The sequence below is a fragment of the Erythrobacter sp. S43 genome, assembly GCF_057364955.1.
Genome location: NZ_CP200285.1, coordinates 2,085,559 through 2,099,078, shown reverse-complemented (window position 1 = coordinate 2,099,078; position 13,520 = coordinate 2,085,559). Strand labels below are relative to the sequence as shown.

Below are 13,520 nucleotides of genomic sequence, written 5' to 3'. Positions count from 1 at the left end.
AACGCAAAAGGGCGCGGAATTGAACCGCGCCCTAATGGCTTACCCCCGTGGGGGATTCAAGCTTTCAAACAAGCTTATTTAATGCCGTCGCGTTCCATACGCTTACGCTCAAGCTTGCGAGCGCGACGAACAGCAGCAGCCTTTTCACGGGCGCGCTTTTCGCTGGGCTTTTCATAGTGGCGACGCAGTTTCATTTCGCGATAAACGCCTTCACGCTGCAGCTTCTTCTTGAGCGCGCGGAGAGCTTGATCGACGTTGTTATCGCGAACCATGATTTGCATAAAAGACCACTACCTTATTCTATCTCAAAACGCCGTCGCCCCGCTGGTGCGATTCGCAGGGAAAGGCGCGTAAATTTGACGCTAAAAACGGCGCGATTCCCGCAGGAACGCGCTTCAACTGGGGCCCGCATAGCCACGCAAAGCCAAATTGGTAAGGGTTTGTGCGGGTTTGGTACGCCCCGGCGACCACCATCTGCGCTATGCAGAGGCACCCTTGCCCGCTAAAGCGCCTCGCATGGCCGGTGACCCCTCCCCCTAATTGCCACAGTGAACGTCGCGATTGGCGGCGCTATTGGCGCTGCGTGCCGGTATCAGCTCGGCCGCGCAGTGACGCATTGGGCTGGCGCTGGAATGAGCTTTCCCTGGGCTACACTGGCAGTCAACGTGCTTGGATGTTTTGCCATGGGCGTACTGTTTGGATGGCTCGCACGCGAGGGCGGTGGAACCGAAGCCACACGGCTGTTCATCGGTGTTGGTCTTCTCGGCGGCTTCACCACATTCAGTGCATTCGGGCTTGAGATGCTACAGTTGATCCAGCGCGGCTCTGCCGGTCTCGCAGTTCTCTATGCCGGCGTCTCTGTGCTTGCAGGTCTCGCCGCGCTTTACGCAGGGCTGCTCATCATGCGAGGGGCAGCGGCATGACGAACAGCACATCGGATGAAGTCCGGCAGTTTACCATTGCCGATGATGATGACGGCATCCGTCTGGACCGCTGGTTCAAACGCAACCTGCCGGCCATCGGTTTTGCGACCATCTCGCGCTGGGCCCGCACGGGTCAGGTGCGCGTCGATGGCAAACGCGCCAAGCCCGAAGATCGCCTGACCGCTGGGCAGGTCCTGCGTGTGCCGCCCGGCGGCAAACCGAGCGGCAAGCCCCAGCGCAAGCGCCGCGAACTAACCGCGGACGACATCGCTGAGGCGCGCTCGATGGTGATCCGCGAAACGCCGAGCGCATTGGTGCTGAACAAGCCGCCGGGCCTCGCCACACAAGGCGGCAGCAAGACCCATCGCCACGTCGATGGCTTGCTCGACGCGTTTGTTGATGATGACGAAACACCGCGCCCGCGCCTCGTCCACCGTCTCGACAAAGACACATCGGGCGTCCTTTTGATCGCCAAGACACCGGGAAGCGCCGCCTCCTATTCCAAACGCTTCAGCGGACGCAGCGCGCGCAAGATTTACTGGGCGCTCGTCGTTGGTCGCCCCGAAGTGTCCGAAGGCACAATCGATGCCCCTCTCGCCAAACAGCCGGGAACCGGCGGCGAGAAAATGCATGTCGATGAGGAGAACGGCCAGACCGCGAAGACGCGATATCGCGTGGTCGACCGCGCCGGTGACCGCGCCAGCTGGGTAGAGCTCGAGCCACTGACGGGGCGCACTCACCAATTGCGCGTCCATATGGCAGCCATTGGCCACCCAATTGTCGGCGACGGCAAATATGGCGGTCAGGATGCCTTCCTGACCGGTAGCGTAAGTCGCAAGATGCACCTCCACGCGCGTCGCCTGATTATCGGCACGCCGGAGAGCAAGGGGAATGCGGGTGGCAAGCTGGACGTGACCGCCGATCTGCCGCCGCACTTCGCCGCGAGCATGGAAGCGCTTGGCTTTGAAGAGAGCCAAAGCGACGCCTCCCCGATCCGCGACGATCCGGTCGAACGCACCCCTGCCGAGAAGAAGCAGGCCGCACGTCAGCACGCCAAGCAATACCGCAAGGACCGTCGGGGCGAACGCCGCACCCGCGCGACCTCCGCCTACACTGCCAAGAAAAAGGCCAAAGCCGCGAAGAAGAAGGGCGGAAAGCCTAAGGGCCGCAAGAAGTGACCCGACTTGCCGTGTTCGATTGTGATGGAACGCTTGTCGATTCCAGCGCGGATGTTGTCATCTCTATGGAGCAGGCGTTTCAGCGCGCAGGGCTACAGGCGCCGGATAGCAACGTGGTGCGTCGTATGGTCGGGCTGAGCCTGCCGGTGGCGGTGCGCCAGCTAGCGACCCAAGCCGAAGCCGAGCAGCAGCGCGAAGTGGTCGAATTCTACAAAGCGATTTTTCGAGGTCGGCGCGAAGACGGCCTGCTCGAAGAACCGCTTTACGATGGCATGGCGGACCTGCTTCGCACACTGCACGCCGATGGCTGGGCGCTGGCCGTCGCCACCGGCAAATCGGATCGCGGTCTTCAGGCATGCCTCGACGGGCACGGCCTAACCGATTTGTTTGTCTCTTTGCAGACCGCAGATCGCCATCCGTCGAAACCGCATCCGGCGATGCTGGAAGCGGCCTTGTTTGAAGCGGGCGCGCAGCCATCTGATACGGTGATGATTGGCGACACGACCTTCGATATTCACATGGCGAACGCCGCCAATGTGCGCAGCGTTGGAGTGGCATGGGGTTATCACGAGCCGTCCGAATTGACGCAGGCGGGCGCGCAGGCTGTGGCCGATACAATGGCCGATCTGGAGGCATTGCTGTGAGCGAAGTTCCCCCGCCCACACCCGAAGAAGTGCGCGATGCCGGGCGCTTCACCATGATGAACCTGGCCCGCATTCTCTCGCTCGGACTGGTGATCATCGGGATTGCGATCGCGAATGATCGTTTGCCCGCGCCCTATTGGCTGGGCGTTGTGCTGGCGGTCGCGGGCCTGTTTGGCTTTTTCTACGGCCCTCGGCTGCTTGTGCGGCGCTGGAAGGCGATTGACGCGGAGAGTGATCCGGAATGAAGCGCTTCTATAAGGATGTCGGTCGCCAGCAGGTTGGCGATGGCTGGCAGGTGACGCTCGATGGGCGCGGGATCAAGACGCAAGGCGGGAAACCGCAGATCGCGCCCAATGAAGCGCTTGTCTCCGCGCTCGCAAGTGAATGGATCGAACAGGACGAGGAGATTGATGCCGCCGCGTTCATCCTGCGCGATATGGTCGATTACGCTATCGATGTGGTCGCTCCGCATCCCGCTGGCGTCGCACATAAGCTCGTCGCCTATGCCGACACCGATACGCTGCTCTACCGCGCCGATCCGGACGAGCCACTCTATGCGCGCCAGCAAGAAGTGTGGGAGCCGATTGTCGCCGCCTTCGAGACGCGTGAAGGCGTGACGATGAAGCGGGTAAGTGGCGTGATGCACACCGCGCAGGACGAGGCTACGCTGGAGAAATTGCGCACACGTCTGGCCGCGCTGGATCCATTCTCCCTCGCGGGACTGGAGAGCCTATCCAGCATCGCCGCTTCGCTGATTACAGGGCTAACCGCGTTGGAGCCGGGGCAGAATGCTGACGCGTTGTATGACGCCGCGCATCTCGAGGAAGAGTGGCAGGCCGAACAGTGGGGCCGCGACGAGGAGGCGGAAGACCGCAAGCGCAAGCGGCAGCACGACTTCACCCTCGCGCACAACCTTACAAGGCTGGCGCACAGCGAAGGCTAATTCGCTTCTTCAGTTAGAGGTGTCGTCCATCACAGGCGGTACGGAAGGATCGATCCCCTGGCCAGTGGCCCACCGCGCGACATCGCTGGCCACCTTATTCGCCACGCGGTTCAGGGCCGGTCCGACCGCCGCCGTCTCAGCCAACACACCACTCTCGCGCGCTTCAAAGCGTTTGGTGATGACCGCGCCCTTCTCTCCCGTGCGCACCGCGTCAAAGCGGATCACCACCGAAGAGCTTTGCGCATCATAGCCGAGCTCCCGCAGCGTCCCGCGCAAACTCATATCAGCGAGCGTCGGCGTGTCATCGCTGTCGAGCACAAAAACCCCGCCCTGTGCACGCAGCGCCTCTCCCATCAGATTGCGGAACAGGCGCGCGGGCTTCTCGACCCAAACCGCCTCTTGCAAATATGCAATCTCGGTTTCGCTGACGGTCACAGGCACCCGAACGACATTCAGTTTTGCCGGCACTTCCGGCGTCAGAACAGCGATAGATTGCGGCGCGCTTTCGCCGCCTGTCGCCGCGCCCGATCCATTTGGAGCGGTCGTCTGCGGCGTCAGCGTCAGCAGGCTGGCGGGCGGTTCGCTGGTCAAATTGAGGCTGCATCCGCCCAAAGTCAGCGCCAGTGCGGCCACGGTGAGAGTGTTCAAACGCATCATCATCGCCTTCACTTCTTCGGCTCATATTCGGGCAAAGCATGTGTGCCAACGAGTGACCCGATGCCTTCGGTTTCAAGCCGCTCTGTGATCGCGCGCAGCGATCGGCTGGTTGTGCGCAGGTCCTGCAATGTTGCCTCGGCCGCTGGCAGCGTCTGCCCGTTCAGCTTGTCCACCGCAGGCGCGGTCTTTTCCAATGTCATGGTGAGCGAGTCAGCAGCCTTGTTGGCGCGCGCTAGAGAGCCTTTCAGCTCGGTCGTGATCGCCTTACTTTCCTGCGCGACAATGCCCTCAGTCGATTCAGCAAACTGCCTCAGCTGACCAAGGGTGGAGTTAAACTCCGCAATCGCGCCCCGGAATTCGGTGAAATTCGCGCGCAGCTCCGGCATGCCAGCCGCCAGCCCCGCACTCACCTCGTTCGAATTGCGCAGGATTGAGGAAAGCTGCGCCTGATTCTCATCGCCGAACACCTGGTTGAGCCGCTCTGTAACCGTGGCCAGCCGTTCAAGCACCAGAGGCGCATCAGCCACCAGCTTACCCAGAACGCCGGTGCCCGACGGAATAATCGGCGCACCATAGGTGCAGGCGGAATTCTCGCAGGAGACCTTTGGATTTCCCTTTTGCGATCCATCAAGCAGGATCGATGCGATGCCTGTAAAGCTCGCCTGAATGGTTGCGGTGGTGCCCACATTGATTGGCACCTCTTCCTCAATGCGAATGCGCACGCGGACAAATTCCGGATCGGACACGACAATGTCATCAACTTGACCAACCGGAACGCCAGCAAACGACACTTGGCTGCCCTTGGTCAAGCCGCCAACCGATTGCGCGTAGAGGATGTCATATTCCTCTTCCGGCCCCTGTTGCAGCTGCGCCATCCAGACAATGCCAGCCGCCAGCGCCGCCAGGAGCGCGAGGGTAACAATCCCGACCCACAGATGATTTGCGCGTGCTTCCATCGTCTTATCCTATGAACCTGCCGGTATATGCCTGTCTATGGGTTTGATTGCGGGGCGCCGTATCCATGGCTTTATTCCCCGCGTTCATGCGTGACCAACGCTGCCCGCCCACGCGGACCGTTGAAATACTCTTCGATCCAAGGATGACGGGTCTCCATCAGTTCCGGAATGGTCCCCACCGCAATCACGCGCTTATCCGCCAGCACCGCCACACGGTCACAGATTTCGTACAGGCTATCGAGGTCGTGGGTGATGAGAAACACGGTGAGGCCAAGCGTCTCTTTCAGCTCCTTGGTCTGCTTATCGAAAGCCGCAGCACCTATCGGGTCTAGGCCTGCCGTCGGCTCATCCAGAAACAGCAATTCCGGATCCAGTGCGAGCGCACGGGCAAGACCGGCGCGTTTTTTCATCCCGCCGGACAATTCGGACGGATACTTCGCTATCGCTTCTTCGGGCAGGCCAGAGAGCAGCACTTTGTACCGCGCAATTTGCGCGCGCAACTCGTCGCTAATCTCGGGGTAGAATTGCTTGAGCGGGACCTCGACATTCTCACCAACCGTCAAGGTCGAGAACAGCGCCCCGCCCTGAAACAGCACGCCCCAACGACAGCGCACGCCCACATCTTCATCGGGCGCGGCAGCTGTGATGTCTGATCCCAGCACCTCGATCCGACCGGCATCGGGCCTTTGCAACCCGATAATCGAGCGCATCAGCACCGATTTTCCGGTCCCCGATCCGCCGACAACACCGATAATCTCCCCGCGGCGGACTTTCAGGTCCAGCCCGTCATGCACGGCGTAATCGCCAAATTTGTTGACCAGCCCTTCGACCACGATCGGCGGGTCATCGCAAAAACGCTCGTGCTCGTGCGGCTGAATGGTGTCGTCGGGGCCCGTCATCGCCTCACCCCCAACCCACTTCAGTGAAGAACACCGCGAAGAACGCATCGAGCACGATCACCGCAAAGATTGCTGATACCACCGCCATGGTGGTGCGCAGGCCGACCTCTTCCGAGTTACCTTTCACCTGCATTCCGTGATAACAGCCCGCTAGCGCGACGATGAGGCCGAAGACCGGTGCCTTGATCAGGCCCACCCATACATCGTGCAGCGGCACCACCGCCTGTATCCGCTCAAGGAAGGTGAAAAACGGGATGCCAAGGAAATACTCGCCGACCACCGCGCCGCCGATGATGCCGACAACAGCGGAATAGAAGCCCAGCAGCACCATCATCAGCGTGCAGGCGATAATGCGCGGAATGACCAGCACTTCGATGGGAGAAATGCCGATTGTGCGCATCGCGTCGACCTCTTCGGTCAGCTTCATCGTCCCGATCTGCGCAGCAAAGGCGCTGCCCGATCGGCCCGCGACCATGATCGCTGTCATCAGCACACCGAGTTCACGAACCGTGATCCGCCCAACGAGATTGATCGTCAGCGTTTCCGCGCCAAACTGCTCCAACTGCACAGCGCCTTGCTGCGCAATCACGATGCCAATCAGGAAGCTCATCAGGCCAATGATCGGCAGGGCAGAGACACCCACCAGCTCCATCTGTCGCACCACAGCACGCATCGGAAAATGCGATGGATGACGGATGATATTACCAAAACCGATCAGGATCTGGCCGAAAAAGCCGATGCCGCCGATCACTCCCGTGCGCGCGGTATACACTTGATCGGCGACACCATGGGGCACACGCACCCAGACAGGGGGGCGCACCGGGGTGATATCGGCATCTGTCCAAGCCCGCTCCACCGCATCGAGCAGACGCTGCGCTTCGGGACTGGCACCGGTTATCTCGCACTCGTGTTCGGACGCGAGACGGCAGGTCACCCAAGCCCCAACCGTGTCGATGTCGTCAACGCCTGAGATATCGATTGTAGAGAAGGCATCATCGATGGCGCCGAGCTCGGCTTCAACCGTGCCGATGGTGGAAACGAGCATCGATCCGGACAGCGCCAGCGTGGCACCTCCTGAACCGTCTTCCTCGATCGAATAATGCGCGGACCCGTCCATCGCGGCAAACTATGCGGGGAAACCGGGAGGCAGACAAGCGCGGAAGTGAGGCAAGTTGACCGCTGGCCACAGATTGGGGCACGGATTGGCGCAATCATGGGAGGGGATCAGTGAGCAATTGCGAGAAGGAAATCCGTGGGGGGACGTTGGTCGTCGCACTCTCCAATCCGCCATACAACACATTCACCTCGGAAATTCTGGAAACACTCGCCGGTGAGTTCGAAGCGATTGGCGCGGATGCCCCGGAGAGCGGCGTGGTGCTGACAGGCGCCAATGGCGAATTCACGCGCGGGATGGACACCAAGGTCGCGAGCGCTTTTGACGAAGCGGGCCGCGAGCGCGCTCGCCAAGCGATCAACATCTTCTTCGCTGCGCTCCACCGCATGCCCTGCCCGCTCGTCTGCGCGATCAACGGCCATGCGATTGGCGCGGGCGGCATCGCGGCTTTGTGTTCGGATTGGGTGGTGGCTTCCGACACCGATCATCGCATCGGCCTGCCCGAAGCGAAAGCAGGTCTGCCCTTCCCTAGTGTGGCGCAAGCGGTGCTCGATCATGGGCTTGATCCCGTATGGCGGCGGCGATTGGCGCTGACGTCTGTGCTGCTCGACCGCGAAGAATCGCTGGAAGCGGGGCTGGTGGACGAGATTGTGCCTGCCGAAGATCTGGTCGCCAATGCCGTCATGCGCGCCGCCGATATGGCCGCGCAACCAGGCTTCGAAGCCTGCAAAGCGCAATTGCGGGCCAAGGCCAACGCGGAAATCGACGCGCTTCTCGCCTGAAACGCTCACAATTGTTGCGCTGCACCTAATGCCTTGGCATGGGCTTGGTTGATATGACGCAACAACTCGACACCACGTTTAACCCCGCCGATATTGAAACGCGGTGGTATGCCCACTGGGAAAGCACTGGCGGCTTCCGTCCAGAGCGCCCTGACGCGGAGCCGTTCACGATTGTGAATCCGCCACCCAACGTGACGGGCAGCCTGCATATCGGCCACGCGCTCGACAATACCTTGCAGGATATCGTGATCCGTTACGAACGCCTGCGCGGCAAGGATGCTTTGTGGGTGGTCGGCACCGATCACGCAGGCATTGCGACGCAGATGGTGGTCGAACGCCAGATGGAGGAGCGTCAGGACAAGCGCACCAACTATTCGCGCGAGGAATTCGTCGACAAGGTCTGGGAATGGAAGGCCGAAAGCGGTGGCAAGATCACGCACCAGCTGCGCCGGCTGGGCTGTTCGATGGACTGGTCACGCGAGCAGTTCACGATGGACCCGCACTTTACCAAAGCGGTGCTCAAGACTTTCGTAGACCTCTACAATGACGGCCTGATCTACCGCGACAAGCGGCTGGTGAACTGGGACCCGAAGCTCAAGACCGCGATCAGCGACCTTGAGGTCGAGCAGCAGACCATTCCGGGCAGCTTCTGGCACTTCAAATATCCGCTCGCCGACGGCGTGACGCTCGATAGCGGTCAGGACTACATCGAGGTTGCAACCACGCGGCCCGAGACCATGCTAGCCGATATGGCAGTTGCGGTTCACCCGTCGGACGAGCGCTATGCCAGCGTCGTCGGCAAGCACGTTGTCCTGCCAATCACCGGTCGCCGCATTCCTATCGTCGCAGACGAGCACGCTGATCCTGAACTGGGATCGGGCGCGGTGAAGATCACGCCGGGGCACGACTTTAACGACTTCGAGGTTGGCAAGCGCGCCGGCATCGCGGCGGGCGAGATGCTCAACATGCTCGATGGCAATGCCGATGTATGCCAAACGGCGGACGGGCTGGTGCCTGACGAGTTTATCGGCCTCCACCGCTTCAGGCGTGATGGCAAGGATGGCGCACGCGAATTGGTCGTGCAGCGTCTCAAGGAACAGGGCTACCTGATCCCGCACATTGCCAAGACCAAGAAGGGCGAAGAAGTCGAGCATGACGCCGAACCGCGCCAGATCGCGACGCCTTTCGGTGATCGAGGCGGCGTGGTGATCGAGCCTTGGCTGACCGACCAATGGTACGTCGATGCGGAAAAGCTTGCCGAAAAGCCGATCAAGGACGTGCGCGATGGCACGATCGAGATCGTCCCCAAGAGCTGGGAAAAGACCTTCTTCAACTGGATGGAAAACATCCAGCCATGGTGCGTCAGCCGCCAGCTGTGGTGGGGACACCGCATTCCGGCTTGGTTCGATGATGACGGTAACGTCTATGTCGCGCCGAGCGAGGAAGAAGCGCAGGCTCAGGCGGGCGAAGGCGTTGCGCTGACGCAGGACCCAGATGTCCTCGACACATGGTTCTCATCCGCGCTTTGGCCTTTCGCCACGCTCGGCTGGCCGGAGGACAATCAGCCCCTGCTCGACAAGCACTTCCCCAATTCGCTGCTCATCAGCGGGTTCGACATCCTGTTCTTCTGGGATGCGCGGATGATGATGATGGGGCAGTATAATATGGGTGAGGCCCCGTGGCCGCGACTGTATTTGCACGGCCTTGTCCGCGCCGCCGATGGCGCAAAGATGTCCAAGTCGAAGGGCAATGTCGTCGATCCGCTTGGTCTCATCGACCAATACGGCGCGGATGCGCTGCGCTTCTTCATGGCGGCGATGGAAAGCCAGGGCCGCGACATCAAAATGGATGAAAAGCGGGTCGAGGGGTATCGCAACTTCGCAACCAAGCTCTGGAACGCCACGCGCTTCTGCCAGTCCAACGGGATCGGCAAGAGCACGACGATTAAAGCTCCCGCAGCGCGTCTTGCGGCGAACCAATGGATCATTGGCGAGGTGCAGCAATGCGCTGCCGAGATCGAAGCGGCGATGACAGACCTGCGGTTCGATGCCGCAGCCAACGCGATCTATCAGTTCACATGGAGCAAGTTCTGCGACTGGTATCTGGAACTGATCAAGCCGGTCTTTGCCGGTGATGCAGACGCGATGCCCGCGGTTGAAACCCGTGAGGTAGCCGGTTGGGCGCTCGACCAGATCCTTGTCATGCTCCACCCATTCATGCCCTTCATCACCGAAGAGCTGTGGCACGCGCAGGGCGAACGATCCTATGACCTGATCACCGCGGCATGGCCCAATCCGCGCGCCGAAGTTTCGAAAGAGGCGACCGACGCGATTGATTGGGTTATCGACCTCACCACCAATGTCCGCAGCGCCAAGGCAGAGCTCGGCATCTCACCCGGCGCGAAGCTGGCGGCGTTTCTGCCCGAGGCTAGCGTTCTCGCGGCGAGCACTATCGAGCGCAGCAGCGCGGCCATCGAACGGCTTGCGCGCCTGACGCCAGTGACCGTTGGCGAAGCGCCTTCGGGCCCTGCGATGCAGGTCACCGCGATTGGCGATGTATTTATCATCCCGCTCGAAGGCGTGGTCGATATCGACGCCGAGAAGGCTCGCCTCGAAAAGGCGCTGGCAGCTTCCGAGAAAGAAGCGAAATCGCTCGAAGGGCGGCTGTCCAACGCCAACTTCGTCGAACGCGCAAAGCCCGAGGCGGTGGAGAAGGCCAAAGCAGACTTCGCCCACCATTCGGGCGAGGCACAGCGGTTGAAAGCAGCGCTGGAGCGGCTGGGTTGAGGCGCTGATTCCACCAGAGCAAGTCAACAAGACGGGTCTGGTTTCGTCGACTCCGTAAGGGAGGGGCAAAGACGTTTCTCGGGGGTGAAAGCGGACGTACTAAGTCAAACTTTGAGGCAGACGACCTGCTCTTGGCATTTAGGAAGGCAAATACGGCACCATGTCCAAAAATTGCCGGTGGCTAATCCTCCACGAATCGCCGATACTTGAGATAGAAAGCAAAGCGAATTGCTAGGGGATCGGAACGCATCAGAGGTTTGCCCAGACCGTGACAAGTGAAGATGAAGCACAGTTTCTAAAACTGCTGGAATCGCGTGAGCCGGACGAAGATCCTACGAGGTCAGAACGCAGAATGCTTGCTCGAAAGACCGTGCGGGCGCGGATTGACTACATCTTCACCTGGCATCTGAACCGCTACACGGTGTTCGAGGAGGAGACAGACGCCGCTCTTGTGAAACAGGGTGTGTTTTTTCGGCGCGTGGGCACAAGCGATGGTGCACGGCTGACCGAGAGTGAGATCGCGGCACACGAGGAGCGTCTCGGCGTTCGCCTGCCGCAACCATGGCGTTCGGTGTACCGCCACTTCAACGGAGGTTGGAGCAACAATCTGTTATGGGGAGACTTGGACGATCCGCGCTGGTCGGACATCGAACCGATCCCTCAGCACAGTCACGAATATCTTGCCCTCGAAGATGTCGTCCCTTTGCGAGAAATTATGGCAATCGAGATGGAAGGCTTCGATTGGCAGAGCCTTGACCCGCGCCTGATCGCAATTGCTTGCTCGGAAAACGAAGCGGTCATCCTCGACTACCGCGATGGAGATGATCCGCGCGTATGCTGCGCGTACTTCGATGACTGCTCGGAAAATCTCTTGCCCGATGGATGGGAGCGGGACGAATTCAACCACTGGTTTCCGAATATGAGGGTGTTCTTCCGCGGTTTATATCTGCAAGACCGTGTGAGATGATCAGGCGTAGAGCACCGATTCATCGTTTTAATGAGCCAGGCAGACTGCAGCTGATCGAACTTCCGACAATTGGGTCGAATTCGGATGGTCAGCTTTCGGTTCTCTTCAAAGCAAGGCGTCGACGTCACATGCTCCTGCGCGCGGACGATTTCCTACGGTCTTATTTGATGGCATAGGGAACGCATGTTTGCCTTCAAGCTCAGTTTTACCCACCACAATCGCCCAATTCGATCAGATGACGCACCTGTGATCAATTGGTTTTTGGGCTTGGACACTGTCTCACCTGTTTCAAGCGTGCTTGGCGAGCGACGAGATGAGCGAGGTGAGGTATGGCTGACCTGATTTGCGCCACCGACGATCATGGCGACGCGGAGGTCTTCGCATCGCTACAAGGCGAAGGCCCGAGCGCGGGCACGCCGGTTGCCTTTATCCGCCTGTCGCGCTGTAACCTCGCCTGCACTTGGTGCGACACCGCCTACACCTGGCGGTTCGAGGGTGACAATCGCCCTCACCGTGACGACACCACGTTCGAGCGTAAGGCCAATCAGGTTGCGCTGTCGCCTGAAAAGGCCGCCGCAAAGGTCGCCGCGCTGGGTCAGAGACGTCTGGTAATCACAGGCGGCGAGCCATTGATGCAATGCGGGCCTCTCGCAGACATGCTGGCGATCCTGCCCGAACTCGAGGTTGAGATTGAAACCAACGGCACGACCCAAGCCAGCGCCCATGTCGATATCCGTGTCGATCAGTACAATGTTAGCCCCAAGCTTGCCCATTCAGGCAACGTACCGGAGCTTGCTCTGATCGAGGAGCGGTTGGACTTCTACGCCAGCGACCCGCGCGCGTTCTTCAAATTCGTGATCGCCAGTCCGGGCGATGTGGACGAAGTGCTGGCGCTGCAACGCAAACACATGATCCGTGCCGACAAGATTTTCCTGATGCCCGAAGGCACGACCAGCGAAACGCTGCGGGAAAAGCAGGGATGGCTTTCAGACTTGTGCCTCAAGCACGGCTTCCGAATGTCGGACCGACTGCACATCCACCTTTATGGTGATGAACGCGGCACGTAAGATCAGATGCAAATGGGAGAAAGCAGATGCGAGCGAAAACAAGCGTAATGGCGATAACAGCCTCCTGTCTGATTCTGGCAGGTTGCAACGAACGGACGAGCGAGGCGGTTGAAGACGCAGACGTTCAAAGCCTGTCCGCTGATGACGGCGACAGCTTACCCGTGGAGAACACAGCAAACCCGCCTGCACCTCCGGCGCCAGTCGACACCACTGCCGCAGATGAGGCTGCGGCGCAGGCTTTCGTTCGAGAGGTTTTTGATCCCTATGTCGCCGACCGTTCGATCGACCTTTTTGGTAATCCCAACGAGTACTTTGACCCGGAATTGGCAGGGGCAATTGCGGCCCTGGGCTCTCAATCGGAGCGGACAGGCGAAATGCACGACGCCTTTAGCGCCGATCCTGTTTGTGGATGCCAAGACTTCGGCGACTTCACATACACGATCAACTCACTGACTGTGGACGGTACCCGCGCCGTAGCGAAAATTGGCATCAGCAATTTCGGCTCGCCAGACACGCGCACGCTAGAGCTCGCCAAGACAAACGAGGGTTGGCGTATCTACAACATCGATGGCGGCTTTAGAGGGATCGTCTTTTAGCCCCTTTT

At 60.1% G+C, this 13,520-nt stretch carries 15 protein-coding genes; 10 read left to right on the top strand and 5 right to left on the bottom strand.

Annotated elements, in window-relative coordinates; genetic code table 11:
* Positions 1 to 74: 74 nt before the first annotated feature.
* On the bottom strand, positions 75 to 281 hold the full coding sequence (rpsU, locus tag AC0V6K_RS10220) for a 30S ribosomal protein S21 (protein WP_006834591.1): 207 nt from the start codon (positions 279 to 281) through the stop codon (positions 75 to 77).
* 267 nt (positions 282 to 548) lie between these two features.
* On the opposite strand from rpsU, the gene crcB reads away from it, so the two are divergent.
* The 5 genes from crcB to AC0V6K_RS10195 are packed head-to-tail and all read left to right on the top strand — an operon-like array spanning position 549 to position 3,688.
* Positions 549 to 923, top strand: coding sequence for a fluoride efflux transporter CrcB (crcB, locus tag AC0V6K_RS10215; RefSeq protein WP_472621880.1), 375 nt, complete (start codon positions 549 to 551; stop codon positions 921 to 923).
* The gene (locus AC0V6K_RS10210) at positions 920 to 2,101 is read left to right on the top strand and encodes an RluA family pseudouridine synthase (protein WP_472621878.1); all 1,182 of its coding nucleotides are present in this window, start codon (positions 920 to 922) and stop codon (positions 2,099 to 2,101) included. The genes crcB and AC0V6K_RS10210 overlap by 4 nt, the downstream gene beginning before the upstream one ends.
* Positions 2,098 to 2,745, top strand: a complete 648-nt coding sequence (locus AC0V6K_RS10205) for an HAD-IA family hydrolase (RefSeq protein WP_472621876.1) — start codon at positions 2,098 to 2,100, stop codon at positions 2,743 to 2,745. The genes AC0V6K_RS10210 and AC0V6K_RS10205 overlap by 4 nt, the downstream gene beginning before the upstream one ends.
* The gene (locus AC0V6K_RS10200; RefSeq protein WP_472621874.1) at positions 2,742 to 2,990 is read left to right on the top strand and encodes a hypothetical protein; all 249 of its coding nucleotides are present in this window, start codon (positions 2,742 to 2,744) and stop codon (positions 2,988 to 2,990) included. Before AC0V6K_RS10205 ends, AC0V6K_RS10200 begins: the two co-directional genes overlap by 4 nt.
* Positions 2,987 to 3,688, top strand: coding sequence for an ATP12 family chaperone protein (locus tag AC0V6K_RS10195; protein ID WP_472621872.1), 702 nt, complete (start codon positions 2,987 to 2,989; stop codon positions 3,686 to 3,688). Before AC0V6K_RS10200 ends, AC0V6K_RS10195 begins: the two co-directional genes overlap by 4 nt.
* Positions 3,689 to 3,697: 9 nt before the next feature.
* Here AC0V6K_RS10195 and AC0V6K_RS10190 read toward each other — a convergent pair whose 3' ends face one another.
* From AC0V6K_RS10190 to AC0V6K_RS10175, 4 genes are all read right to left on the bottom strand, one after another.
* Positions 3,698 to 4,345, bottom strand: coding sequence for an ABC-type transport auxiliary lipoprotein family protein (locus AC0V6K_RS10190; protein WP_486172627.1), 648 nt, complete (start codon positions 4,343 to 4,345; stop codon positions 3,698 to 3,700).
* Between the two features lie 8 nt (positions 4,346 to 4,353).
* Positions 4,354 to 5,301, bottom strand: coding sequence for an MlaD family protein (locus tag AC0V6K_RS10185; protein ID WP_472621868.1), 948 nt, complete (start codon positions 5,299 to 5,301; stop codon positions 4,354 to 4,356).
* 71 nt (positions 5,302 to 5,372) lie between these two features.
* Positions 5,373 to 6,200: an ABC transporter ATP-binding protein gene (locus AC0V6K_RS10180; protein ID WP_472621866.1), complete on the bottom strand. Its 828-nt coding sequence runs from the start codon at positions 6,198 to 6,200 to the stop codon at positions 5,373 to 5,375.
* 4 nt (positions 6,201 to 6,204) lie between these two features.
* Complete coding sequence (locus AC0V6K_RS10175) at positions 6,205 to 7,317, bottom strand: ABC transporter permease (RefSeq protein WP_472621864.1); 1,113 nt, start codon at positions 7,315 to 7,317, stop codon at positions 6,205 to 6,207.
* Positions 7,318 to 7,427: 110 nt separating this feature from the next.
* Here AC0V6K_RS10175 and AC0V6K_RS10170 point away from each other — a divergent pair, with 110 nt between their 5' ends.
* From AC0V6K_RS10170 to AC0V6K_RS10150, 5 genes are all read left to right on the top strand, one after another.
* Positions 7,428 to 8,096: an enoyl-CoA hydratase/isomerase family protein gene (locus AC0V6K_RS10170; RefSeq protein WP_472621862.1), complete on the top strand. Its 669-nt coding sequence runs from the start codon at positions 7,428 to 7,430 to the stop codon at positions 8,094 to 8,096.
* A gap of 53 nt (positions 8,097 to 8,149) precedes the next feature.
* A complete protein-coding gene (locus AC0V6K_RS10165) occupies positions 8,150 to 10,882 on the top strand; it encodes a valine--tRNA ligase (RefSeq protein WP_486172626.1) in 2,733 nt (910 codons plus the stop codon).
* Between the two features lie 268 nt (positions 10,883 to 11,150).
* Positions 11,151 to 11,849, top strand: coding sequence for an SMI1/KNR4 family protein (locus AC0V6K_RS10160; protein ID WP_472621858.1), 699 nt, complete (start codon positions 11,151 to 11,153; stop codon positions 11,847 to 11,849).
* Between the two features lie 329 nt (positions 11,850 to 12,178).
* Positions 12,179 to 12,916 (top strand): 7-carboxy-7-deazaguanine synthase QueE, encoded by a 738-nt coding sequence (locus tag AC0V6K_RS10155; RefSeq protein WP_472621856.1) that lies wholly within the window; start codon positions 12,179 to 12,181, stop codon positions 12,914 to 12,916.
* 26 nt (positions 12,917 to 12,942) lie between these two features.
* Positions 12,943 to 13,512: a hypothetical protein gene (locus AC0V6K_RS10150; protein WP_472621854.1), complete on the top strand. Its 570-nt coding sequence runs from the start codon at positions 12,943 to 12,945 to the stop codon at positions 13,510 to 13,512.
* Positions 13,513 to 13,520: the final 8 nt, after the last annotated feature.

Bases quoted from the DNA above. Each gene is read 5' to 3' on its own strand.
- rpsU (WP_006834591.1), bottom strand. From the start codon at position 281: ATGCAAATCATGGTTCGCGATAACAACGTCGATCAAGCTCTCCGCGCG.
- AC0V6K_RS10210 (WP_472621878.1), top strand. From the start codon at position 920: ATGACGAACAGCACATCGGATGAAGTCCGGCAGTTTACCATTGCCGAT.
- AC0V6K_RS10195 (WP_472621872.1), top strand. From the start codon at position 2,987: ATGAAGCGCTTCTATAAGGATGTCGGTCGCCAGCAGGTTGGCGATGGC.
- AC0V6K_RS10190 (WP_486172627.1), bottom strand. From the start codon at position 4,345: ATGATGCGTTTGAACACTCTCACCGTGGCCGCACTGGCGCTGACTTTG.
- AC0V6K_RS10185 (WP_472621868.1), bottom strand. From the start codon at position 5,301: ATGGAAGCACGCGCAAATCATCTGTGGGTCGGGATTGTTACCCTCGCG.
- AC0V6K_RS10180 (WP_472621866.1), bottom strand. From the start codon at position 6,200: ATGACGGGCCCCGACGACACCATTCAGCCGCACGAGCACGAGCGTTTT.
- AC0V6K_RS10175 (WP_472621864.1), bottom strand. From the start codon at position 7,317: ATGGACGGGTCCGCGCATTATTCGATCGAGGAAGACGGTTCAGGAGGT.
- AC0V6K_RS10165 (WP_486172626.1), top strand. From the start codon at position 8,150: ATGACGCAACAACTCGACACCACGTTTAACCCCGCCGATATTGAAACG.
- AC0V6K_RS10155 (WP_472621856.1), top strand. From the start codon at position 12,179: ATGGCTGACCTGATTTGCGCCACCGACGATCATGGCGACGCGGAGGTC.
- AC0V6K_RS10150 (WP_472621854.1), top strand. From the start codon at position 12,943: ATGCGAGCGAAAACAAGCGTAATGGCGATAACAGCCTCCTGTCTGATT.